The sequence below is a fragment of the Haematobacter massiliensis genome (genome assembly GCF_000740795.1).
Lineage (GTDB): Bacteria > Pseudomonadota > Alphaproteobacteria > Rhodobacterales > Rhodobacteraceae > Haematobacter > Haematobacter massiliensis.
Genome location: NZ_JGYG01000013.1, coordinates 62,442 through 85,495 on the forward strand (window position 1 = coordinate 62,442; position 23,054 = coordinate 85,495).

At 65.1% G+C, this 23,054-nt stretch carries 17 protein-coding genes; 12 read left to right on the forward strand and 5 right to left on the reverse strand.

Features of this window, described 5'->3' with window-relative positions; genetic code table 11:
* Nucleotides 1–113: 113 nt before the first annotated feature.
* Nucleotides 114–2,609: a tetratricopeptide repeat protein gene (locus CN97_RS16190; protein WP_051911325.1), complete on the reverse strand. Its 2,496-nt coding sequence runs from the start codon at nucleotides 2,607–2,609 to the stop codon at nucleotides 114–116.
* Nucleotides 2,610–2,651: 42 nt separating this feature from the next.
* Nucleotides 2,652–3,338 (reverse strand): sugar transferase, encoded by a 687-nt coding sequence (locus CN97_RS16195; protein ID WP_035713553.1) that lies wholly within the window; start codon nucleotides 3,336–3,338, stop codon nucleotides 2,652–2,654.
* Between the two features lie 569 nt (nucleotides 3,339–3,907).
* Between CN97_RS16195 and CN97_RS16200 the strand changes: the two genes are divergently transcribed.
* Genes CN97_RS16200 through CN97_RS16220 form a run of 5 tightly spaced genes read left to right on the forward strand, consistent with a single transcriptional unit; the run spans nucleotide 3,908 to nucleotide 9,538 of the window.
* A complete protein-coding gene (locus CN97_RS16200; protein WP_035713555.1) occupies nucleotides 3,908–4,771 on the forward strand; it encodes an ExeA family protein in 864 nt (287 codons plus the stop codon).
* Complete coding sequence (locus tag CN97_RS16205; protein WP_035713557.1) at nucleotides 4,768–6,279, forward strand: GumC family protein; 1,512 nt, start codon at nucleotides 4,768–4,770, stop codon at nucleotides 6,277–6,279. Before CN97_RS16200 ends, CN97_RS16205 begins: the two co-directional genes overlap by 4 nt.
* Before the next feature lie 34 nt (nucleotides 6,280–6,313).
* Complete coding sequence (locus CN97_RS16210; protein WP_051911326.1) at nucleotides 6,314–7,168, forward strand: CpsD/CapB family tyrosine-protein kinase; 855 nt, start codon at nucleotides 6,314–6,316, stop codon at nucleotides 7,166–7,168.
* Entirely contained in the window at nucleotides 7,137–8,069 is a 933-nt protein-coding gene (locus tag CN97_RS16215; RefSeq protein WP_248700108.1) for a glycosyltransferase family 2 protein, read from the forward strand. The genes CN97_RS16210 and CN97_RS16215 overlap by 32 nt, the downstream gene beginning before the upstream one ends.
* Nucleotides 8,066–9,538 carry a hypothetical protein gene (locus CN97_RS16220; RefSeq protein ID WP_035713561.1) on the forward strand — a complete coding sequence of 491 codons (1,473 nt, stop codon included), beginning with the start codon at nucleotides 8,066–8,068 and terminating at the stop codon, nucleotides 9,536–9,538. Before CN97_RS16215 ends, CN97_RS16220 begins: the two co-directional genes overlap by 4 nt.
* Nucleotides 9,539–9,714: 176 nt before the next feature.
* Here CN97_RS16220 and CN97_RS16225 read toward each other — a convergent pair whose 3' ends face one another.
* The gene (locus tag CN97_RS16225; protein ID WP_051911327.1) at nucleotides 9,715–11,076 is read right to left on the reverse strand and encodes an HlyD family type I secretion periplasmic adaptor subunit; all 1,362 of its coding nucleotides are present in this window, start codon (nucleotides 11,074–11,076) and stop codon (nucleotides 9,715–9,717) included.
* The gene (locus CN97_RS16230; protein WP_084684217.1) at nucleotides 11,073–12,863 is read right to left on the reverse strand and encodes a type I secretion system permease/ATPase; all 1,791 of its coding nucleotides are present in this window, start codon (nucleotides 12,861–12,863) and stop codon (nucleotides 11,073–11,075) included. Before CN97_RS16230 ends, CN97_RS16225 begins: the two co-directional genes overlap by 4 nt.
* Nucleotides 12,864–13,230: 367 nt before the next feature.
* Between CN97_RS16230 and CN97_RS16235 the strand changes: the two genes are divergently transcribed.
* The gene (locus CN97_RS16235) at nucleotides 13,231–14,496 is read left to right on the forward strand and encodes a Coenzyme F420 hydrogenase/dehydrogenase, beta subunit C-terminal domain (protein WP_035713624.1); all 1,266 of its coding nucleotides are present in this window, start codon (nucleotides 13,231–13,233) and stop codon (nucleotides 14,494–14,496) included.
* Between the two features lie 176 nt (nucleotides 14,497–14,672).
* The gene (locus CN97_RS16240; RefSeq protein ID WP_248700109.1) at nucleotides 14,673–15,698 is read left to right on the forward strand and encodes a glycosyltransferase family 2 protein; all 1,026 of its coding nucleotides are present in this window, start codon (nucleotides 14,673–14,675) and stop codon (nucleotides 15,696–15,698) included.
* Between the two features lie 204 nt (nucleotides 15,699–15,902).
* Here the strand turns inward: CN97_RS16240 and CN97_RS16245 are convergent, their stop codons facing one another.
* On the reverse strand, nucleotides 15,903–16,427 hold the full coding sequence (locus tag CN97_RS16245; RefSeq protein WP_051911329.1) for an acyltransferase: 525 nt from the start codon (nucleotides 16,425–16,427) through the stop codon (nucleotides 15,903–15,905).
* Nucleotides 16,428–16,771: 344 nt separating this feature from the next.
* On the opposite strand from CN97_RS16245, the gene CN97_RS16250 reads away from it, so the two are divergent.
* From CN97_RS16250 to CN97_RS16270, 5 genes are all read left to right on the forward strand, one after another.
* Nucleotides 16,772–17,893 carry an acyltransferase family protein gene (locus CN97_RS16250; RefSeq protein ID WP_051911330.1) on the forward strand — a complete coding sequence of 374 codons (1,122 nt, stop codon included), beginning with the start codon at nucleotides 16,772–16,774 and terminating at the stop codon, nucleotides 17,891–17,893.
* Nucleotides 17,894–17,960: 67 nt separating this feature from the next.
* Nucleotides 17,961–19,139, forward strand: coding sequence for a polysaccharide pyruvyl transferase family protein (locus tag CN97_RS16255; protein WP_051911331.1), 1,179 nt, complete (start codon nucleotides 17,961–17,963; stop codon nucleotides 19,137–19,139).
* Nucleotides 19,136–20,569 carry an oligosaccharide flippase family protein gene (locus CN97_RS16260; RefSeq protein WP_035713564.1) on the forward strand — a complete coding sequence of 478 codons (1,434 nt, stop codon included), beginning with the start codon at nucleotides 19,136–19,138 and terminating at the stop codon, nucleotides 20,567–20,569. Before CN97_RS16255 ends, CN97_RS16260 begins: the two co-directional genes overlap by 4 nt.
* Nucleotides 20,570–20,679: 110 nt before the next feature.
* On the forward strand, nucleotides 20,680–21,810 hold the full coding sequence (locus CN97_RS16265; RefSeq protein ID WP_035713566.1) for an acyltransferase family protein: 1,131 nt from the start codon (nucleotides 20,680–20,682) through the stop codon (nucleotides 21,808–21,810).
* Between the two features lie 78 nt (nucleotides 21,811–21,888).
* A partial coding sequence (locus tag CN97_RS16270; RefSeq protein ID WP_035713568.1) for a right-handed parallel beta-helix repeat-containing protein occupies nucleotides 21,889–23,054 on the forward strand: 1,166 nt, incomplete at its 3' end.

A 23,054-nucleotide genomic window follows, 5' to 3' on the forward strand; every position in this document is an offset into this window, starting at 1 on the left:
GTTCTGAAGAAAAATCCGCCGGAATAAAAGGCTTGCCCGGCAAAGTTCCGCTGGGCAAGCCCGTCATTCCTTTCCGGTGGCCCTCTGCGGCGGCCATTTTCGGCAACGGCTGCTCAGTTGCGCGCCTCGGGTGTCGAGACCACAGGCGCATCCGGCACGGCAAGGCGGGCAAGCTCCGCCTTTACCCGGTCGGCATAATCGGCAGGAAGCGGAATGGCCCCCTCATCGAGCCGGAGGAGAAGCTGCTTCGCCTCATCCTTCCGCCCCAGCGCAGAATAGGTCATGGCAAGGTGATACTGCACCGTCCCATCCTGCGGCAGGCCTTGGGCGGCAGGTTCCAGATTGCTGAGCGCCTCGTCAAAGTTGCCGCGCCGGTAGGCGATCCAGCCATAGGTGTCCTGGAAGGCAGGCACCGTCGTTCCGCGAAGCCGCCGGGCGACCGTATAGGCCCTGTCGAGGCTTGCGTCGTCACTCCGGTAACCGGCCAGCAGGCTGGCGAGGTTGTTGGCAATGATCGGCGAATTCGAATCGCGCTCGTACATCGCCTCGTAGAGAGTGATCGCCCCGTCGATATCGCCGGATTTCTCCAGAATGCCCGCCTTGATCCAGGAAAGCGTGGGCGCCGTCGGAATGGCGGCAAGACCCGCCTCCAGCACCTTGCCCGCGCCTTCCGTGTCGCCGGTGCTGAGCAGCGCATTGTGCAGCGCGGCCCAGCCCATCTCGAAACCGGGATGCGATTGGGTAAGGGCGCGCATCTCGTCAAGCCCTTCCTTCTGCCCGGCAGAGAGCAGCACGGCGGCATGGAGGTAAAGGGCCGTCGGATTGTCGGGCGTCTTGGCGAGCAGGGCATCGGCCTGGCGCAGGGCCTCCTGCGTGTCGCCGCGCAGCAGGCTGGTGCGAATCAGGGCAAGCTCCACGCCGGGACCACTGTCCCCCTCCGCGGCCAGACCGCGCAGGAAGGCGGCGAGTTCCTGATCCTGGTTCAGCGCGGCGAGCCGGTTCGCCGTGATCTCATTGGCGGAGTTGACCGCCTGATCGGTACCGATCTCCTTCAGGGTGCGCACGACATGATCGGCGCGCGGCCAGTCCTTCATCGCGACATAGACGCGCCCCAGCGCGGAGAGCAGGTCGACGTTGCGCGGCTGAAGCCGGAGCGCGTTGACCAGCGCATCCTCCGCCGGAAGATGCTTGCCGTCCTGCTCGAGGAAGGCGGCATACCGCAGCGATTCGGACGGCGCCCGGCTGGAGGCGACCACCGCCTGGGAAAGCATCTCCCCCATCAGGTCTCGGCTGCCGTCCCGCTCATGCGCGCGGGCCATGAGCGTCATGATCTGCGGATCGCGGGGAGCATATTCGAGGGCGGAGCGGAGCGCGACCAGCGCATCGCCGGTCCTGTCGTCGTCGATCAGCCAGTTGCCCTTGAGTTTAAGCGCATCGACATCGCTGGGCGTGGAGGCGAGCACCTCCTCCACCAGAGCCCGGCCGCCAACCTTGTTGCCGACCTGCGCCATCATCCGCGCGAGCGTCACGCGCGCCTGGTTCAGCACATCCGGTTCGGGCTTGCTGTCGATGATCGACTGCATTTCGGCCATGGCGCCATCGCGGTTTCCGGCGTCGAAATCGATCCCGGCGCGCATGGTGCGGTAGATACCGACCTTCGGCGGGTTGCCGGCGACGATGCGGTCGATCTCCTGCCGTGCGGCGGGCATGCCGCGGGTCTGGGCGATGAAGGACACCAGCCGCTGGCGCGCCGCCGGATCGGCGGAGGCCGGATCGACGCGGCTGCGCAGAAACTCCTCGGCCGCCTCGGGACGTTTCTGGTTGATGAACAGGCCGAGCAGCGAATTCTCGATCTCTGTGTCTTCGGGATTGGCAAGGGCCATCTGGCGCAGCTGCGCCTCAAGATCATCGGTCCGGCCGAGCTGGAAGAGCGCGGCGGCCCGCATCCGCTGAAACTCGAAGGAGTTGGGGTCGTGCTGCAACCCTTCGTCGAGCGAGGCCAGCACGGCCTCCCAGTCCGACTTGCGCACCAGACTGTCGAGCGTCACCCGCCGCGCGACGACAAGCTCGGGATGCTGCCCGACCAGCGCCTGAGCACGCTGCAGCGCCGCCTGTCCGGCAGCCTCGTCCCGGCTCATCAGCGCGGCCCGGTAGTCGATCATCGCGCCGATGCCCTGAACCTCCGGCTCATCGGGCGCCAGACGCAGCGCGGCGCGGCCGTAACGGTCCGCATCGTCCCAGTTACTCGCATCGAGCGCCATCTCCGCCAGCGCCCGGTTGCCCTCTGCATTGTCAGGATATTGTTCGACGAGGCGGAGATACTGGCTGTAGGCCTCCCGCACGCTGCCCTGCTCCCGCAGGAGCCGTGCATAGGTCTGCCTTGCCTCCTGGTGATTTCCGTCGAGAGAGAAGACGTTGCGGAATTCCACCATCGCCCGGCTGACATCGCCCTGCTCCAGCAGGGCAAGCCCGGACTCGTAGTGTTTCTGCGCCTTTTCCTCGGAGGATTCGCAGCCCGCGAGCAGCCCGATACCAGCCGCCAGCGCAATACCGAGGCCGATCCGCCCCCGAAGAACCTTCCTGCCCGTCACATTCTCACCTTCGTCCATGGCGCCCGGACCAATCCCGGACGCATTTTTTCAGAGACGAGGTTAGTATCCCGTCCCCCGCACAACAACAGCCACTGTACGCAGGAGAATTGACAAATCCTTTACGAAAGACAGGGAGTTGTAATAATCGAGATCAAATTTCGCGCGGCCCGCGAAAGAGCCTTCGTTGCGGTCCGACACCTGCCACGATCCGGTAATGCCGGGACGCAGCTCATAATAGGCCTGGCCGGGATAGAGCGCGCGCTGTTCCGGCATCATGGGGCGCGGCCCGATGAGGGACATGTCTCCCTTGAGCACGTTCCAGAGCTGCGGCAGTTCGTCGAGCGAGGTCTTGCGCAGGATGCGGCCCGCAAAGGTGATGCGGGGGTCGGACTTGAGTTTCTGCGTCTCGTCCCATTCGGCGCGGGCGGCCGGGTCGGAGGCGAGATATTCCTCGAGCTTCTCCTTGGCGTTTGGAACCATGGTGCGGATCTTCAGCAGGCTGAAGTGACGCCCGCCGCGGCCCACGCGCTCCTGACGGTAGAAGGGGGAATGCCCGTCCATCATCACGAAGCCCGCCATGATGGCAAGCACGGGAAGGACGAAGGGAAGCGCCAGGACGATGAGGAGGATGTCGATCGTCCGTTTCGCGCCATTCCGGTAAATGCCCGAAGGGGTGGCGAGGGGATTGTCCTGATCGAGGGAGGAAGAAAGGCCTGTCTGCGAAGCGGAATTGAAATGTACAGTCATAAGTCCGTTCCCGTTTCCGAGGCTCCCAGGGGGGAGGAAGAGCCTGCAGCGTGGAGCAACACGATTCTGCCGTGCCAATATATGCGGTGCCGGTGCGTTAACAGAATGCTTACCATTCTTTCTCGCGCCCGCAAAGGGAGTTTGGGCATTAATGTTAATCGTCCACCCCCCAACAACATGAAAATACAGTTTTTCTCACACGTGCACATTGATTGTGCAGTTGCAGCATTGCGAATTGTTTCACTTTGCCGCACATTGTTCGCAGATCAGGGTGAAGCGTCGCCGCGGAAGCGGCTAAACCGCCGAAGGGACTTCAACATAATCGTGAACATGCCCCACCGCCTCTTGCCTTGTCGTCCCCGGACCGACGAAACTGGACTCTCGGCCTCCGGTCAGGCAGCGGGCATAATCGACGGGGCGGAGGATTGTGCCCATCCTGCCGCAAATTGGAGAGATCTGCACAGAGGGGTTTCGTCCCCCGGTTGCAGGGTGATTGTTTGAGAGCGGAGTGCTATAGGCATCCCGCAAGGGACCGACCAGGTCCGGACGAGAGTAACTGAAGGCAATTCATGGCCCCACAGCAGCTTTACGCGGAATTCTTCGGCCTTCGGGAGCGTCCCTTCACGCTGCTGCCGGATCCTTCCTTTCTCTACTGGTCGGCCCAGCATCGCCGCGCCTTCTCGGTTCTGGAATTCGGCATCCTGTCCCGCGCACCGATCACGCTCATCACCGGCGAGATCGGCTCTGGCAAGACGACGCTGCTGCGCGAACTGCTGAACCGGCTGGAGGAGGACGTGACCATCGGTCTCGTCTCCAACGCGCAGGGCGGGCGGGGGGAGCTTCTGCAATGGGTGCTGAACGCGCTCGCCGTGCCGATCACGCCGGGCGAGACCTATGTGCAGATGTTCCAGAAGCTGCAGGAGTTCCTGATCACCGAATATGCCGCCGGGCGGCGGGTGATCCTGATCTTCGACGAGGCGCAGAACCTCTCCATCGAGGGGCTGGAGGAACTCCGGCTGCTCACCAACATCAACTCCGGCAAGGACGAGCTGATCCAGCTCATCCTCGTCGGCCAGCCCGAGCTGAAGGCGATGGTGCTGCATCCCAACATGCGCCAGCTCGCGCAGCGGGTGGCGGCCTCCTTCCATCTGAACGCGATGGATGCCGATGCGGTCGCCGGATACATCGCCCATCGGCTGGTGAAGGCCGGGGGCACGGGGACGGAATTCACCCCCGGGGCGGCCACCGCCATTCATGCCGCCACGCGCGGCGTGCCGCGGCTCGTCAACCAACTGTGCGATTTCTGCATGCTTTACGCCTGGAGCAGCGAAACCCCACAGGTCACGGAAGAAACCGTTCAGAACGTTCTTGAAGATCAGGTATTCTTCGGTGCCAACGCGCTTGGCCCGGAAGAAGAGGAGACGACGGCGTGAAGGCCACTCTCAAATATTACACCTCCGTCTTTCTGCGGCGGCTGCACTGGTTCCTGATCCCGGCCGTGGCGATCACCGCCATCGGTATCATCATCGCGATGACCCTGCCGCCGACCTATGTCTCCGCGACCCGCTTCGTGGTCGAAGAGCCGCAGATCCCATCGCGTCTTGCCGCTCCCACGGTAACGACATCGCCGCTCGAACGGTTGCAGATCATCGAACAGCGGCTGATCTCCCGCTCCAATGTCATCGACGTGGCGCGCCGGGTCAACATTCCCGGTATCGCGCAGATGAGCGCCGACGACATCGCGAGCTACATGAACAGCCGGACGACGACGAAGATCATCGCCCCGCGCGAAGGCGCAACGCAGATGACCATCTCCTTCGACGCGCCCACGCCCCAGCTGGCGGCCGCCGTGGTCAACGAATATCTGAGCGTCATCCAGCGGGACGACGTGGAATCCCGCACCGGCATGGCAGGCCAGACCTACGACTTCTTCCAGCAGGAAGTCGAACGGCTCTCGACCGCCCTGAACGAGCAGAGCGCCAAGATCCTCCGCTTCAAGGCAGAGAATGCCGACGCGCTCCCGGAAGATCAGTCCTATCGCCAGCAACAGCTCATCACCATGCAGGCGCGGCACGACCAGCTCGGGCGGGACATCTCGAGCCTGACCGAACAACGGGCCCGCGTCATTCAGGTCTTCCAGTCCACCGGGCAGATCCAGGCGGTCACCTCGCAGAATGCGAGCCCCCAGCAACAACAGCTTGCCCAGATGCGGAACCAGCTGAACCAGGCGCTGGCCGTCTATGCCCCCGACAATCCCCGCATCCGTATCCTGAAAAGCCAGATCGCCCAGCTTGAAGCCACCATCGCCGGCACGGCCCAGCCGGACCAGAGCGACCCGCTCAAGGCCCAGATGGCCGAGATCGACGGACGGATCGGCACCCTCAAGGCGCAGGAAGAGCAGCTTCAGGGCGAAATCAGCCGCATTCAGGATGCGATCAGCCGCGCTTCGGTGAACAATGTCGCTCTCGCCGCATTGCAGCGTGACTATGACAATATCCAGAGCCAGTATTCCTCGATCCAGAATCGTCTTTTCGACGCCTCCACGGGCGAAAGGATCGAACGCCAGGCGCGCGGGCAGCGCATCACCATCCTGCAACAGCCGGTGGTGCCCAGCAACGCGGCCAAGCCCAACCGGATTCTGATCGCGGGCGGGGGTCTCGGCGCCGGCATTCTCGCCGGTCTGGCTCTCGTGTTGCTGATGGATCTCCTGAACCGCTCGCCGCGCCGACCGGAGGATATCGTCAAGAAACTCGGGATCATGCCGATCGCCACGATTCCCTACATCCGCTCCTCGCGGGAGGCCGTGGTGCACCGGAGCCTCAAGGCGGCGCTGATCCTGCTCATTCTCATCTGTGTTCCGGCCATCGTCTGGAGCATCCATACCTATTATCAGCCGCTCGACGTTCTCGCCGAGCAGGTCAAGGAACAGATCGGCCTCTGACAGGCCGGGAAACGATCGTGACGGAGACATTCTGATGGAACGCTTGCAGGCAGCGATCGAAAAGGCCCGGGCCCAGCGGGAGGATACACGGCCGGAGTACACTCCGCCGCCGCCCATGCAGCAGCAGGGCACGGCTTCCGCGGTGGAGAGCGCCGTGGAGGGCAATGGGGTCGATGCGGCCTGGGCCGCCCTGCGGCCGCTCGACACGTCGCGGCCGGCCTATTCGAAACAGGGCGATCTCATCGCCCTGCATCCCGGCGGGCCCGGGGCGGCCTATGACATCCTGCGCACGCGGCTCGTCCAGCAGGCCGAAACCCATGGCTGGCGGCGAATCGCCGTCATCTCGGCCGGGGCCGCCGCGGGAAAGACGACGACCGTGGCCAATCTCGCCTTCAGCCTTGCCCGGCAGAGCGATTACCGCAGTCTTGTCATCGATTTCGACCTTCGGCGCGTGACCCTGGCCCATGCTCTGGATCAGAAGGTCAGCCACACGATGGAAGACGTGATCGAAGGGCGGGTGCCGTTTTCGGAACACGCGCTGCGCTATGGCGACAACGTGGCCTTCGGGCTGAACGGCCAGACGGTGCGCCATCCGGCCGAACTCCTGCAGAGCCAGCGCACCAAGACCGCGCTTGCGGAGATCGAGGCGCAGTACAAGCCGAACTTCACCATCTTCGACCTTCCGCCCTTGTTCACGGGGGACGATTCCATCGGCTTCCTGCGCAATGTCGATTGTGCGCTGATCGTGGTCGCAGCCGAGGAAACCCCGATGTCCCAGATCGACACCGCCGAACGCCAGGTGTCGGAGCTTACACAGGTCATGGGCGTGGTGCTGAACAAATGCCGGATCACGAGCGATGACTATTCCTACGACTATTCAGGCTACTGAGCCGGCAGCGGGCGGCGGCGGGATGGCTCCCGGCACCGCCGCTCCCGATCTGGCGGTCATCATTCCCCATTACAACGACACCACCCGCCTGCGGCGCTGCCTGTCCGCACTCGCCTCTCAGGATCTGAGGGGGGTGGAGGTGGTGGTCGTGGACAACGGTTCCACCGAGCCGCTGGCCCCCATCGCAGAGGCCTTTCCCTTCGCCCGCTTCGTGACCGAGGCCGAAAAGGGAGCAGGCCCCGCCCGCAACCGCGGAGTGAAGGAAACGACCGCGCCGGTGCTGGCCTTTCTCGATGCCGACTGCCTGCCCGCGGACGACTGGATCGCGCAGGCGCGGGCCACCGGCGGACGGCAGGACGGCGACCTCTTCGGCGGGCGCATCGACATTTTCGACGAAACCCCGCCTCCCCGTACGGGTGCGGAAGCCTTCGAAGCGGTCTTCGCCTTCGACTGGAAGGGCTATATCGAGAAGAAGGGCTTTTCGGTCACGGCCAATCTCGTCACGCGGCGGGAGGTCTTTCTCCACACCGGGCCGCTCAGGAACGGGCTGTCCGAGGATCTCGAATGGTGCCGTCGGGCGACATCCAAGGGCTGGCGTCTTGGCGCCGCGCCGGAGCTGCGCGTGTCGCATCCCTCGCGCTCCGACTGGGCGGCGCTTCGCAAGAAGTGGAACCGGATGACACGCGAGGCCTATGAATTCGAAGGGGCCGGGTCACACGCCAAATGGGCGGTGAAGGCGCTGGCCATGCCGGCCAGTGCTGTCGCCCACCTTCCCAAGGTGATGACCAGTACCCAGCTTACCGGGCCGGGTGAGCGGATCCGGGCCGCGGGCACGCTGTTCCGCCTGCGGCTGCAACGTATGGTCTGGATGCTGCGCCAGGCAGGAGGCGGAACGATATGACGGCGCGGACGGCGGGCGATCAGGCCATCGGAGCGACGAAGGAGCGGGCCCCCTGGCCCATCGTCGTGATGCTCATCTGCGTCATCATGGTGCCGATCGAGTTCAGTTTCCGCATGGCAGGGATGTTCCTGACCACGTCGAAACTCTGCATGATCGTCATGACCCTCGTCATCCTGCCGAAACTGCCGTCCCTCAAGATGAAGCCCTATGACTGGCTTATCGTCGCCCATGCCTTCTGGACAGCGGCCGCGCTTATCCTTCTTTACGGCACGGCGAGCGGCATCCAGTCTTCCGGCTTCTATCTGCTTGAATTCCTTGTGGTCTATCTGGTCGCGCGCGTCTACCTGCGCACTCCGGGGCAACTGAAGGCAACCATCAACGTCCTGTTCGTCATGGTGGTCATATCAGCCGCCTTCGCGATCCCGGAAGGGCTGACGGGCAAACCGATCGCCCATGAGATCGCGCGCGCCATGACGGGGAACTACTACCCGCTGAACCATGAGACGCGCATGGGGATCTTCCGGGCCAAGTCCTTCTTCGAACACGAAATCCTCTACGGGGTGTTCTGTGCGTCGACGCTGACGATGGTCTGGTTCGCGAGCACGCCGGAACAAAGGACGTGGAGAGCGCCGCTCATCGGCGTCGCCACCTTCTTCTCCGCCTCCTCGGCCCCCCTGATGATCTTTACGCTGCAGATCTGGCTCCTGATGATCGAGCGGTTCACGCGGACCGTCAAGAACCGGCTCCTGGTCGTCAGCAGTTCGATCGGGGTCGTGCTCCTGATGCTGGATACCTTCACCGGGCGCGGCGTGCTCGGCATCATCACCATGATCTCGCTGAACCCCGCAACAGCCTGGAACCGGCGTGCGATCTGGCAATTCGGTATCGATGACGTCATGCGCCACCCGTTCTTCGGGTTCGATCCCATAACCTATTCGCGTCCGAACTGGCTGGGGGCGAGCGTCGACAACTACTGGCTGCTCATCATGATGCGGTCAGGGATCCCGGCCCTGGTATTCCTGTTCCTCGCCCTGCTGCTCATCTGGCTGGCCGCCTGTCGTCTCGGGAACAAGAACGAACTGGTCGTCCGGCTGCGGAACGGCTGGGGAATGGCGATCATGGCGCTCCTGCTCACCGGGGCAACGGTGGCCTTCTTCGGCAAGCTGCAACCGCTTTTCTCCTTCTTCATCGGCTTCGGCGCGGCGCTGGCCAATTGCTACCGGCCGGAGGAAGAAACCCCGACCGAGAAAGCCGCCGAACCCGTGCGGCGCGGGCCGGTCTTCTCCCGGTTCGGGCCGGAAGCCATCGGCGCGATGCGACAGCGGCCGGAGCAGCCCGTCGTGAGCGCGCGGGCGGAGGCGTCCAATGCACGCGGGGAAAGCCTGCCCCTTCGCCGCCAGCCTGCTGCAGAACAGGGACGGGAGCCGGGACCGGAGAGAAACAAGCCGACCCTGTCGCGCTCGGGCTGAGGTTCTGGCGGGAGCGGCAGGGCGCCCCTTGCAGCCCTCGGCTCCTGCCCCCGCCCGCCCGGCCTCACAGGGCCTGCGCACCGCCTGCAGGCAGCCCGCTCCCGCTCTACGACACGACACGCAGGGCGGGCGAGCGGCGGGCGGGGAGCGACGCCGAGGACCCGGGCGAGGAAGCTTCAGCGTTCCCGGAAGGCGTGCATGATCTGGCTGACCAGCGGCTGGACGAGATAGCTCATCACCGTATGCTCCCCTGTCTCGAGGAAGGCCTCGATCGGCATCCCGGGCACGATGGCCGAGCTTTTCTCGTTCAACCGCTCCAGTTGCCCCGGCTCCAGTTCCAGCCCCAGGCGATAGAAGTTGCGCTCCGTTCCGCCCTGCGTCCCGGTGGAAACGACGGTGGGGGAAATCTGGGTGACATGCGCCTCCAGCCGGGGTGTGGCGCGATGGTCGAAGGCGGTGAAGAGCACCTCCGCCTTCTGGCCGGGATGCACCCGGTCGATCTCGCGCGGCTCCAGCATCAGTTCGAGCTCCACCCCGTCATCCACCGGGATCACCTGCAGGATCGTGCCGTTCGGCGGCACGACACCGCCCAGCGTGGTCACCTGCATCTCGTGCACGATGCCGGTCGAGGGCGCGCGGATGTCGACCCGTTCCAGCTGGCGCGACAGGGTGACGATCTGGATCGTGGATTCCTCGATCTCGGTCTGGGTGCTGCGCAGATCGGTCACCACGTCCTCGCGGAACTGCCGCTCGGCCTGATCCACCTCGATGATCGCATCCTGCATGGCATTGCCGACGCGGGCACGGTCGGCCTCCGCCTCGGCCAGTGTGCCCTTCATCTCGGCGCGGGCGCGCTGAAGCTGCAGGATCTGCGGCTCGCGCATCAGGCCCTGATCGAAGAGCTTCCGGCTGTTGGCCAGTTCCTGCTCGATATAGCCAAGCTGCTCGGCCTTGGCGGTGATGGAGGCCTCCAGCCCGTCGATCTGGCGGCGGAACTGTTCAAGCTTCTCGCCAAGCTGCGCCCGCCGGCCGGTATTGAGATGCTGGCGGGCCTCGAAGACCCGCATCTGGCCTGCCTCCGGCTCCGCCATGGGCGGCCGCTCGAAGGGCAGGGGGGGATAGGTGAAGACCGGCGCGGCAAGGCCCCGATCCTCCGCCTCCAGCCGCGCCTTGCGGGCGGAGGCCTCGGCGAGCCGGGTCCGGGCGATGTCGAGATTCACCCGGATCAGCGTCGGATCGAGCCGCATGAGCAGCTGCCCCTCCTCCACCCGGTCGCCGTTGTGGACGAGGATCTCCTCCACCACCCCGCCGTCGAGGCTCTGCACCGTCTTGGGCTTGCCGCGCACCACGACCTGGCCCTGCGTGGCCACCGCGCTGTCGATCTCCGTCGCATAGGCCCAGAAGCCAAAGACGGCGAGCAGCGCCACCGCCGCCACCACGCCGACGCGGCCTGTCAGGCGCAGACCGGTTTCGGGCCGGACAGGATCGGATGCGGCATGGACCGGCACGGAACCGGGCAGCATCGGTGTCATGGTCATTGCTGGCCTCCCGCGGTGATGCCGGGCATCTGGTTACCGCCAGTCCCGGTGTCGGGAACCGGGCGCAGCAACAGGCCACGCAGCACCTCGTCCCGGTCACCGAACTTCACGACATTGCCGGCGGACAGCAGCATGATCTTGTTCACCTCGGCCAGCGCGCTGGTACGATGGGTCATCAGGATCACCGTGGCGCCGCCGGCGCGGAGGGCATGGATCGCCTGGGCAAGCGCCGCCTCTCCCGCCGCGTCGAGGTTGGAATTCGGCTCGTCCAGAACGATGAGCCGCGGCCCGCCGAACACCGCCCGTGCGAGGCCGAGCCGCTGTACCTGGCCGCCGGAAAGCGGCTGGCCGGGGATGCCCACCTTCGTGCCATATCCTTCGGGCAGCGCGAGGATCATGTCATGCACACCGGCCAGCCTGGCGGCCGCGATCATGTCGTTGTCCCGGGCCGCCGGGTCAAAGCGGGTGATGTTGTCGCGGATGGTTCCGGGAAGCAGTTCCACCGTCTGCGGCAGGTAGCCGACCGCGCGTCCCAGAACCTCCGGATCCCATTGGTCGCGGGTCGCACCGTCAAAGCGGATATCGCCGCCATCGGGTTTCCAGGCACCGACGATCAGCCGTGCGAGGGTGGATTTGCCGGCCGCGGAATTGCCGATGACGCCCAGCCCGTCGCCCGGCTCCAGCGCGAAGCTGACCTGGTTCAGCATCCGCGGCCGCTCCCCCCCCGCGCCAGGCACGGGGCCGAGGCATGTCAGCCGGTTCGCCACCACCTTGCCGGTGGGCTGCGGAAGGCCGATGGGCCGCGGCTCCTGCGGCGCTTTTTCGAAGAAGGCGATGAGCCGCTTGTGGGCAAGGCTCGCCGCCCCGATGATCCGCCACTGGGCGATGATCTGGTCCACCGGCGCCAGCGCCCGCCCCGAGAGGATGGAGGTGGCGATGATCATCCCCGCCGTCATCTCATGGCGCAGGACAAGCAGCGCCCCCACCGTCAGCATGGCCGACTGCAGCAGCATGCGGAAGGATTTGGAGAAGGCGCCCGTCACCTCCGACACATTGCTCGCCCCCTGGCCCGTCGCCAGCGCACGGGCATGGTCCTGCTGCCAGCGCTCCGTCACGCCGCGCTCCATGCCCATCGCCTCGATCAGCTCGGCATTGCGCCTGCCCTGTTCGGAGAAAGCGCGCGCCTCCCCCTCTATCACGGCAGAAGCCTCCTGCGGGGCGCGGGTCAGGCGCCGGCCCAGCACCGCCACCAGCGCCACGATGGCCGCCCCCGCCAGCGTCAGCCAGCCGAGCCAGGGATGGATGAGAAACAGCAGGCCGAGATAGAGCGGGATCCACGGCACATCGAAGATCGACCCCATCGCGGGTGAGGAGAGAAACCCGCGAACCGTACCCAGATCGGCCAGCGGCAGGGGCGATGCGCCCGGTTTCCGTGTGGCCTGCTGCCCGCCCGAACGGAGCCAGGCGCGGAAGGCGGTCGGTCCCACCTCCTGATCGAGCCGGATCGCCGCCCGGCCGAGCAGCCGCGAACGGAGGAATTCGTAAAGCCCCATGAAGGCGTAGAGGATCACCACGATCAGGAAGAGCCCCTGCAGCGTCGCGATCGATCCCGAACCCAGCACCCGGTCATAGACCTGAAGCATGTAGAGCGGCCCCGTCAGCATCAGGATGTTGATCACCGCGCTGAAGAAGCCCGTCATCAGAAAGGTGCCCCGCAATCTGCGGAGCGCTGCGCGATAGGCGTTGCTTCCCGAAGGGGCCTGAGGAGATGTAGTCCCGTCGCTCATTCTGCTGTCCCGCTGATCCCGTCTGCTGTCACCGTGCCTCCGGATGTCATGCCGCGCCGGAACGTTTTCCGGAGCGATTTCGGACCGGATGTCCGTCAGGCCGCCAGTCTGCTGCCGAAACCCTACCGTATTATGAATCCCGTCCTGATTGTAGAAACGGCAGTCCTGCCTGCCTTATCATGCTCGACAGGACGCGCCATCGCAGTTCCCGTTCGAGCCTGCCTGTTTTGCGGAAACATGCTCATGGAATAGACAGATCCCGGATCGTAATGCCGCAATGCAGCACGAAACTGTCTCACGGACTTCCCCTGAGGCGATTCACGTATTAAGCAAGACGTAGCAGCACCATGGCTGAGGAATGCGGATCATGAAGATGGACCCTGTGGGCGCCCCCCCGCCCGCCGCATTCGCGGAAGCCGCGAGCCTTGCCCGCGTCCGCAAGGGCGATCTCTGTGCCGGCTGCGGCGCCTGCGCCGCGATCGCGCCCGGCTCCGTCACCATGCGCATGACTCCCCCCGGCTGGCTGCGCCCGGTTCAGCAGGGGCCGGTCAGTGCGGGACAGGATGCGATGATCGCGCGCGTCTGCCCCGGCCTTGGCGAACGGGTCGAGGCGGCAGGCCGCACCGATGATCCGCTCTGGGGCCCCTATGACACGATGCGGATCGGTCATGCCCGGGACGAGGCGCTGCGCTTCTCCGGCTCCTCGGGCGGAGTGCTTTCGGCGGTGCTCGTGCATCTGCTGGAGACGGGCCAGATCGACGCGGTGGTGCAGACCACGGCCGATCCGGAACAGCCGATCGGCAATATCGCCACCATCTCCGTCACCGAGGCCGAGGTGCAGGCGGCGGCCGGGTCGCGCTACGCGCCCTCCGCGCCGCTCGCCGGGCTGAACCGGTTCCTGGAGAACGGCAAGCGCTACGCCTTCGTGGGCAAGCCCTGCGACGCGGTGGCGATGCGCGCCTGGCAGGAGGCCGATCCCCGCGTCCGCGCGAGCTTTCCGGTGATCCTGTCCTTCTTCTGCGCGGGCGTGCCCTCGCAGACGGGCGGGCGGGCGGTGCTGAAGGCGCTCGATGCCGACCCCGCGGAGGTCGTGGGTTTCCGCTACCGCGGCAACGGCTGGCCGGGCTTCGCGACGGCGGTGCTGCGCGACGGAACCGAACGCAAGATGAGCTATCATGACAGCTGGGGGAAGGTGCTTTCCAAGCATGTTCAGCACCGCTGCAAGATCTGCGCCGACGGCACCGGGATCGCCGCCGACATCGTCTGCGCCGATGCCTGGGAAAGCGACGAGCGCGGCTATCCGCTGTTCACCGAAGGCTCGGGCACCAGCCTGATCGTGGCGCGCAATGCCTTCGGGCGCGAAATCGTCGAGGCGGCGGTGAAAAGCGGCCATGTCGAGGCGGGGCCCTTCGACGTGAGCACGCTCGCCGGGATCCAGCCCGGGCAGCGCGAACGCCGGCGCGCGCTCCTTGCCCGGCTGGCGGCGCTGCGCCTGTGCCTGCGCCCGGTTCCCGACTACCGTGGCCTGCTGCTGTGGCAGGCCGCCCGGCAGAACCCCGCCTCGCGCAACCTGAAGAACTTCCTCGGCACGCTGCGCCGCACACTCAAGGGGCGTGGCAAGCGGGCGTCCTGACATTCCCTCCGCCACGCGGAGACTTGCCCTTTGCCCGCCCGCTCCGGCAGGATGTGCGGGACCACCGCCGGGACGGCCTTGAAATCCCTCCCGGAATTCGTGATGCTGCATCGCAGCGCGATCTCTGGCGACAGGTCCGGCTTCCGGTCGCTGTTCCGAAAGAAGGAAAAGGCAGGTTGAACCAGCTGACCCAGACCCCCGCGGCCTCCAACGCGACATCCGCCACGCCGTCCAACGCGGGCGAGGGACCGGATAAGGGGACGCTGCCTGCCGAACTCACCGTCATCATGGTCAGCTACAATACCCGTGACCTGACGCTGGCCGCCCTCCGCACGCTCTACGAGACGACGAAACGGACCCGCTTCCACACGGTGGTCTACGACAACGATTCGAAGGACGGGTCGGTCGAGGCGATCGCGGCCGAATTCCCGCAGGTCGAGCTGATCGCCTCGACCGACAACCTGGGCTTCGCACGCGCGAACAACGTGGTGGCGGCCGATGCCGGCACCGAATGGCTGCTGCTGCTGAACCCCGACACGGAATGCCATCCGGGGGCGATCGACAACCTGATGGATTTCTCCCGCGCGCATCCCGAAGCCGGGATCACCGGCGGGCGCACCGTCTTCCCCGACGGGCGGCTCAACATCGCCTCCTGCTGGCGGCGCATGACGCTCTGGTCGCTGTTCTGCGCCTCGGTCGGGCTGACCGCCGCCTTCCCGAAATCCAGCCTGTTCAATCCCGAGGCCATGCCAGACTGGAAACGCGACAGCGTGCGCGAGGTGGACATCGTCGTCGGCTGCCTGCTGATGATTCGGCGCGAACTCTGGAACAAGCTCGGCGGCTTCGACCTGCGATATTTCATGTATGGCGAGGAGGCCGATCTCTGCGCCCGGGCGCGGGCGATGGGCTACCAGCCGATGGTCACGCCGGATTCGGAGATCATGCATATCGTCGGCGCGGCGTCCAACAGCCTCGCGCGGAAGCGCATTCCGCTTACCAAGGCGCGGGTCACGCTGATGCGGGATCACTGGCCCCGCTGGCAGGTTCCGCTCGGTCTGGGGCTTTTCTGGTTCTCGACCGCGCAGCGGCTTCTGGCAGCCACGGTCATGAACAAGCTCCGCCCCAGCGAGAAATCCCGGAGCCGCAAGAGCATGTGGGACGAGATGTGGCAAAGCCGCGGAGACTGGTTGCGCGGCTACTGATCACGCGGCGGCGGGAGCCCTCCGGCTCCTCCCGCCTCCCCGAGGGGGAGGAGCCGGAGGAAGAGCCATGTGCCCGCCGCGGCAAAGCCCGCGGCGACCAGCATCTTGCCCCAGATGGGCCAGGCCGGGGCGAAGAGCGTGACCAGCAGCAGGCGTGTTCAGGCTTTTCCCATGGCCGGACTGCTCACCATCAGGCTTGGCCCATCAGGCCTGGCCGCTCCGGACGAGCGCATCTTCCATCGCATCCGCCGTGCTGAAGCGGCCATAGGGACCGACGTCGATGTTGGAATGGAGAATGCGGGCCGGGTTGCCGGCCACGACGGAATTGGCGGGGATCGATTTCGTCACCACCGATCCGGCGCCCACCACGCAGTTGTCGCCGATCTCCACCCCCGGCATGATCATGCTCCGCCCGCCGATGAAGCAGTTCCGCCCGATGCGGGTATGCAGGTAAAGCCCCCGCGTCCGGTCATGGGTCAGGATACGGCTTTCGAAGGCGAGATAGGAATATTCCCCGACATGGACGCCGATCGGGAAAGTCCGGTCGAGCTTTGCGGAGAGCGACATCTGCACGGTCGGGTGAAGGTCCATGCCCCACATCCGCGCCAGCCAGGCGCGACGCAGGCCCACGAGAATATTGCGCAGGCCGGAAAGCTTGTTCAGGCCGCGCCGCCGCACCTTGGCAGGTTGGGAGGGCACATCGAGGATACTGGGGGTAATATCGGTCATCAGTGCAATCTCCGATAGCTTTAAGAGAGTGTTTTGCAACTATAGCGATTATTGCTATTCTTAGTACACCTTTCTGAATATGCAACAGGGTTGAGAGCGGTTGGACGGCACAACTCAAAGAATATTAACCCGCCCTCTTTACCCGCAACCCGCAGGTCACTCCCGCATGCCCTCCCGGCCCGGCACGGCACCGTTTGTTATCTGCGCAAAGATTGTGATGCTGCAATGCGGCGGAAAAGGTGATTGCGGATTGAGTGTCCGGCAAGATGCGTGGATACTCCTGCTCTCAAGGCATCGCGAAAGCGCGGCCCGCCCCTCGGGGCCAAGCCGGGAGCATTGGGAGCATGCAGCACATCACTCTCGCCGACGGGGCCCTGAGGGGTCGGAACAACAACTTCAACCTGATCCGCATGATCGCGGCCACGGCTGTCCTCGTCTCGCATGCCTGGCCGCTGAGCCTCGGGCCGCAGGCCGCGGCGCCGCTGGAACATGTTCTGGGGACGATATCGCTCGGCTCCATAGCCGTGGCGATCTTCTTCGGCCTGTCGGGCTATTTCATCACGGCGAGCTTTCAGAACAGCCGGGGCGACCGGATGGTGTTCATTCAGGCCCGGCTTCTGCGGCTGTTCCCGGCTCTCGCGGTGGTGGCGGTCTTGACCGTGATTGTCGCCGGGGTCGCGCTCACCACCGCTCCCGCGTCGCAGTACTGGCCCGCGGCGGTGAAATACGTGCTGCGCACCCTGAGCCTCGCCCTGCCGATGCAGCCGCTGCCCGGCGTGTTCGAGGACAATCCCTTCGGGCCGGCGGTCAACGGCTCCCTCTGGACGCTGTTTTACGAATTCCTGTGCTACATGGGCGTTCTCGCCCTTGGCATCGTGGGGCTTTTGCGGCGCGACTTTCTGCTCCTGCTGGTCACGGGACTTTTCCTGATACACGCCTTTCCGCCGCCCGAATGGTATCACCCGCGGCTCATGCGGCTGGCGGAGCTCGGCTATCCCTTCGCCATCGGCATGGCCTTTCGCCTCTGGCAGAAGCAGATACCGCTGCACTGGCTGATCTGCGTGGCGGCTATCCTGCTTTCCGTGCTGGCCCGGTTCACCCCCTGGTTCAACGTCGTCTTCATTCCGGCGCTCATCTACTGCACCTTCTATATCGGCCACCTGAATCTCGGGCGGCTGCGGGAGTACAACCTGCTCGGGGACTATTCCTACGGCACATATATCTATGCCTTCCCCATCCAGCAGGTGGTGGCGCACTGGGGGGTCCGGGATCCCTTCGTCAACATCGCCATCGCTCTGCCGATCACGCTGGTCTGCGCCGTCCTGTCATGGAAGTTCGTCGAGAAACCTGCGCTCGACCTACGCCGTTCGGCCCCGCCTCAACAGCCGAAACCGCAGCCGGACGCCCTCGGGGCGGCTGCCAGCACCCCGGCAAGTGTCCGCCGGGAACCACGTGCCCTGAAATAACCGGCCCCTCTTCCCCCATAGCCCATAAAAACAAGGCTGCGTTCCCCCCGGCGCGGAAAGGACAACAGTGAAGAAGAACATTACGGTTGGACTGATTTGGCATTCATCCAACTCCCCGAACCTCGGCGTCGGCGCACTGACCGTCTCGCAGATGCATATCGTCGACAGCCTGGCCCGCGACCTCGGCCTGTCGGTCCGCTACATCATCATGACCGCGAAGGACAATTTCCCGCATTACATCCAGGGCGACAATGTCGAGCTCTTCGGGATGCGGACCGTGGATCTCGTGCGGCCGGACCGCCTGCTCGCACGCGTGATGAAATGCGACTTCATCCTCGATATCGGGGCGGGCGACAGCTTCGCCGACATCTACGGCCCCGGCCGGATCCGGCGGATGCTGACCTCCAAATTCGTCATCCATGCGGCGCGCAAGCCCCTCGTGCTCAGCCCGCAGACCATGGGCCCGTTCGAACCGGGGCGCACGCGCGACTTCGCCATGGCCTCGGTCCGCCAGTCGCGCGCGGTCTTCACCCGCGACAAGCTCTCGACCGACTTCCTGCGCGAGGCGGGGTTCAAGGGCACGATCGGCGAGGCAACCGACGTCGCCATGCGCCTGCCCTATACCCGGCCCGAACGGGCGCCGGGCGGCAAGGTGAAGGTCGGGTTGAACGTCTCCGGCCTGCTCATGCGCGGCGGCTACACGGGCAAGAACATGTTCGGCCTGACGGTGGACTATCCCGCGCTCATCCGCAGCATCATCACCGATTTCCAGGCCCGGCCGGAGGTGGAGTTGCATCTCGTGGCCCATGTCCTGCCGGGAGACCGCTCGGCCGAGGATGACGCCCATACGAACCGGGAAATCGCCGCCGAATTTCCAGAGCTCATCCTGGCCCCGGAATTCCGCAGCCCCTCGGAGGCGAAAAGCTACATCTCCGGGCTCGATTTCTTCATGGGCGCCCGGATGCATGCCACCATCGCCGCCTTCTCCAGCGGCGTGCCCGTGATCCCCATGGCCTACAGCCGGAAGTTCGCGGGCCTGTTCGGCACGCTGGGCTACGACCGGACGGTCGATCTCAAGGCGCTCGACAACGAAACCGTGCTGGCCCGGATCCGCGAGGGATATGAGGGCCGCGAGGCGCTTGCCGGCGAAGTGGCCGCGGCCTTCGGCAATGCCGATGCCCGCCTCAAGGTCTATGAGGCGACGCTGCGCGACCTGCTCACCGAGGCGAGCGCCAAACGTCGATGATCCGCTCCGCCATTGCCGTTCTGGGCAGCAACATGGGCATCGCCGTGCTCAAGTTCCTGCGTAACATCGCCCTTGCGCGGATGCTGACCGTCTCGGATTACGGGACGGCGAATACCTTTGCGGTGATCTTCGCGCTCATCGAGATGATCGGCTATCTCGGTCTCGACCGGCTGCTCGTGCAGGACAAGAACGGCGACACGCCCCGGATGCAGGCGGTCCTCCAGGCCGTTCAGGTGGTCCGCGGCATCCTGCTGGCGCTGCTGCTGTTCCTCACCGCGCAGCCGCTTGCCGATCTGATGGGCGTGCCCGAGGTCGGCTGGGGCTTTCAGGTGATGGCGGTCATGCCGCTGATCCAGGGGTTCTGGCATCTCGACATGGCGCGCGCGGAGCGCTCCTACCGCTTCGGCCCCGTCATCTGGGTGATGCTGGGGTCGGAACTGGGGGCGCTGCTGGCCATCTTCCCGATGTACTATCTGTTCGGGGATTATCGGATGGCCCTCTGGACGCTGGTGTTCCAGCAGGTGCTGCGCTGCGTCATCTCCCATGCGACGGCGACCCGACCCTACCGGCTGGCCTGGGACTGGGGCATTTTCCGCCGGGCCATGTCCTTCGGCTGGCCGCTGTTCCTTGCCGCGATGATGCTGTTCATCGTGTTCCAGGGCGACAGAGTCATCATCGCCAACCAGCTCGGCATCGAGGCGCTCGGCCAGTTCTCCGTCGTCTTCATGCTGACGCTGACGGCCAGCAACGTCCTGATGCAGAGCGTGCAGCGCCTGCTTCTGCCCCGGCTTTCCGCGGTGCAGGATCAGGAACAGGCCTTCATCCGCCTCGCCCATGTCACGACCGAGCTCGGCATGGCGATGGGTGTGCTGGTCGTGCTCGGCTTCTCGCTCTTCGGCAACGATCTGGTGCTGCTGCTGTTCGGGACGAAATATGCCGAGGCGCTGGACATCCTCGTCTGGCTGGCGCTGGTTCAGGGCATCCGGCTGGCCAAGACCGGCGTTTCCGTCGTCGCATTGGCGCGGGGCGAGACCAAGAACATGTTCCTCGGCAACCTGCCAAGGGTGCTGATGTTTCCCTTCGTGTGGTATGCGCTCGACCATGGCTACGGGCTCGTCTTCGTGGTGGTCACGGCGGTGATCGGCGAACTGATGGGGCTGGCGCTTTCCCTGTGGATCCTGCGCAGCTGGCTGCGGGTGCCACTTCGCAAGCTGACGGGGCCGTTCCTGTGGTGGGCGCTGGCCCTCGGGGCGCTGGCGCTCGACACCTGGCTGCTGCCGCCGGTGCCCGTGGTGTTCGGCAACTTCAACTGGGTGCAGATCCCGCTCGTCGCCCTGGTGGCGGCCTCCCTTCTGGGGATGGTCAGCCTCCGGGGATGGCTCCTCGGCCGATGGCAGCTGCAAAGGGGGCGCAGGCAAAGTCCCGCTTGAACCGGGGGGCGGGTGGGATTACGCTTTACCTTATTAGAGATTTAGTGAATTCTACCTGTGGTTGAAAATTATTAACCATTTTCGGCCGCCGCATTTCCTCAGGAGGTCACATGAGCTCTTCCCCCGGCCGGCTCTACTACCTCGACGCTTTGCGTGCCTTCGCGATGCTCTACGGCATTCTCGTCCATGTCACGACGCTCGACCGGCCCGAAGGGCTGCGCTGGATCGCGGTGACATCGGGATATTTCCGGATGAGCCTTTTCTTCCTGGTTTCAGGATTTTTCGCCGCAATGATGCTGCAGCGATATGCTGCGGGGGATTTCCTGCGGCGACGGTCGGTTGCTCTTCTGGTTCCTCTGGCAACGGGCCTCGTTTTGCTGAATCCGATCACCAACTGGCTCGTGGCCACCTATCACAATGGCCCGGTCCCGCTGTCCGCCATCCTGAACCCGGAAAGCGCGCGCCTGAAGGGGCCGGGCGTCTGGCACCTGCATCTGTGGTTCCTGCTCACCCTCTTCTTCTTCGTGGCGACGGCTCCCACGCTCATCGCCCTTGGCCAGCGTCTTTCGAAACCGGGGGGACGGATCGCCGCGCGGCTCGCATCGCTGCCGCCGACGGCGGTCATCCTGCTGCTCGCCCTTGCCATCGCGGCCGCCAGCCTGACCCTCCGGGTCGGCTATCAGGTCGCCCTCGACCCGCTGCTCGAAGCAACGCCTCTCGCATGGATCGGCCCCACGACCATGTATTACTGGCCCTTCTACATAACGGGGATGATCCTTTTCGCCTATCCGGCGCTGTCGGACCGGTTCCAGTCGGTAAGCATTCCGGCCCTCGTGCTCGGCGTCCTGGTGGCGGTCGCGGGGGTGAAGATCGGCCTGCCCGGCGCCGCGGGCGATGTGGTTCGGATCGTGGCGAAGGCCTTCTGCACCGTGACCGCGGTGGCGCTCTTCATGGCCGTCTTCCGGCGGTTCCTGAATCGTCCCACCTGGCTCTCCAAGGCGGCAGGATATGTCTATTCGGTCTATATCATGCACTTCCTGGTCATCTATGCGGTGGCCTTCGCGCTGCGCCCCCTCGGCCTCGGCCCCTATTCGACCTTCTTCGTCGTCGCGGCCATTACCTATGTGATCGTCTTCGCGCTGCACCGCCATGTCATCAAGCCGTCGCCGCTCCTTGAATTCCTGCTGAACGGCAAGCCGATGCGGCCCCGGACCACCGCCAGCCCCGCCCGGCAGAACTGATCTCGTCCAAGATCGCTCCCGCCACAAAGGAGCCTCATTTCGGTCCCAGACTGTCTTCTTCAACGAAGGAGACAGTCCATGGCCACGATCCATGTATCCGATACCGAGGGGCTTCTTGCCGCCCTGAAGTCGGCAGCGGGAGGCGACACCATCGTCCTTGCGGATGGCGATTACGGCGCGCTCAACCTGAAAGGCAGATACGGACCGAATGTCCTGCCCTATGACAGCCCCGTCACCATCACCTCCGCCACGCCGGGGGGCGCGCGTTTCGAGACGGTGACGATCCGGGACGCCCAGAACCTGACCTTCGATCAGGTGACGATGACGGGCGAATTCCGCGCCTCCTTCTCCAGCAACATCGCGGTGACGAACAGTGTGGGGCACGCGCTCTACTTCCGCGACGTGGCGGGCGCCACGATCACCGGCAACCATGTCTCGGAAGGCAAATACACCCTCAACCTCTTCTCCGTGTCGGACTTCACCATCACGGACAATGTCTTTGAACGCGCGGGCGCCGACCTGATCCAGATCAGCCGCAACAGCTACAACGGCCTGATCGAGAACAACGTCCTGTGGGATACCGTGGCGGCCACGCCCGACATCCACCCCGACCTCATCCAGATCTACGGCTATGACGGCATGACCCCGCATGACATCGTCATCCGGGGCAACTACCTTTACGACGATCCGGCGACCGGCCTGATCATCGCGCAGGGCATCTTCCTGTCCGGCCCGCAGGAGACCGGGTTCCGCAACATCCTGATCGAGGACAACCTCGTCTCCGTCCGCAGCCCGAACACGATCTATATCGACGGCGGGCAGGAGAACGTCTTCATTCTGAACAACTCCCTCATCGCCGGGCCGGAGGTCTTCAAGGGCGGCGTGATCCGCCTGACCCTCAAGAATGGCTTCGACAATTCCGGTGTGACGGTGGAGGGCAACCTCGCCAGTTCCATCCTGGACGAAACCAAATCCTCCACCATCGGGGAGAACTATCTCTACAAGGGCTACAAGGCCGCCGCGGAGCTTTTTCAGGGGGCGGGCGGCGACTGGCGGGATTTCCTTCTGCGCGATCCCGACGGGCCCGCCGCCGGTTTCGGTGCGCTCGACAAGCTGGCAGAACTTCTGGCCGGGGAAGGGATCACGTCCCCGCCCTGGGACCTTCCGGGGGACCTTCCGGGGGAGCTGCTGGCAGCCCTCCGGCTTGCCGGGCTGCGCGATCTCGATCTGTCGGGCAACCTCGT

Excerpts from the sequence above, each read along its gene's own strand:
- CN97_RS16250 (WP_051911330.1), top strand. The coding sequence starts at position 16,772 with ATGCAGCACATCACTCTCGCCGACGGGGCCCTGAGGGGTCGGAACAAC.
- CN97_RS16260 (WP_035713564.1), top strand. The coding sequence starts at position 19,136 with ATGATCCGCTCCGCCATTGCCGTTCTGGGCAGCAACATGGGCATCGCC.
- CN97_RS16200 (WP_035713555.1), top strand. The coding sequence starts at position 3,908 with ATGGCCCCACAGCAGCTTTACGCGGAATTCTTCGGCCTTCGGGAGCGT.
- CN97_RS16195 (WP_035713553.1), bottom strand. The coding sequence starts at position 3,338 with ATGACTGTACATTTCAATTCCGCTTCGCAGACAGGCCTTTCTTCCTCC.
- CN97_RS16265 (WP_035713566.1), top strand. The coding sequence starts at position 20,680 with ATGAGCTCTTCCCCCGGCCGGCTCTACTACCTCGACGCTTTGCGTGCC.
- CN97_RS16225 (WP_051911327.1), bottom strand. The coding sequence starts at position 11,076 with ATGACCATGACACCGATGCTGCCCGGTTCCGTGCCGGTCCATGCCGCA.
- CN97_RS16245 (WP_051911329.1), bottom strand. The coding sequence starts at position 16,427 with ATGACCGATATTACCCCCAGTATCCTCGATGTGCCCTCCCAACCTGCC.
- CN97_RS16210 (WP_051911326.1), top strand. The coding sequence starts at position 6,314 with ATGGAACGCTTGCAGGCAGCGATCGAAAAGGCCCGGGCCCAGCGGGAG.
- CN97_RS16230 (WP_084684217.1), bottom strand. The coding sequence starts at position 12,863 with ATGAGCGACGGGACTACATCTCCTCAGGCCCCTTCGGGAAGCAACGCC.
- CN97_RS16190 (WP_051911325.1), bottom strand. The coding sequence starts at position 2,609 with ATGGACGAAGGTGAGAATGTGACGGGCAGGAAGGTTCTTCGGGGGCGG.
- CN97_RS16235 (WP_035713624.1), top strand. The coding sequence starts at position 13,231 with ATGAAGATGGACCCTGTGGGCGCCCCCCCGCCCGCCGCATTCGCGGAA.
- CN97_RS16215 (WP_248700108.1), top strand. The coding sequence starts at position 7,137 with ATGACTATTCCTACGACTATTCAGGCTACTGAGCCGGCAGCGGGCGGC.
- CN97_RS16220 (WP_035713561.1), top strand. The coding sequence starts at position 8,066 with ATGACGGCGCGGACGGCGGGCGATCAGGCCATCGGAGCGACGAAGGAG.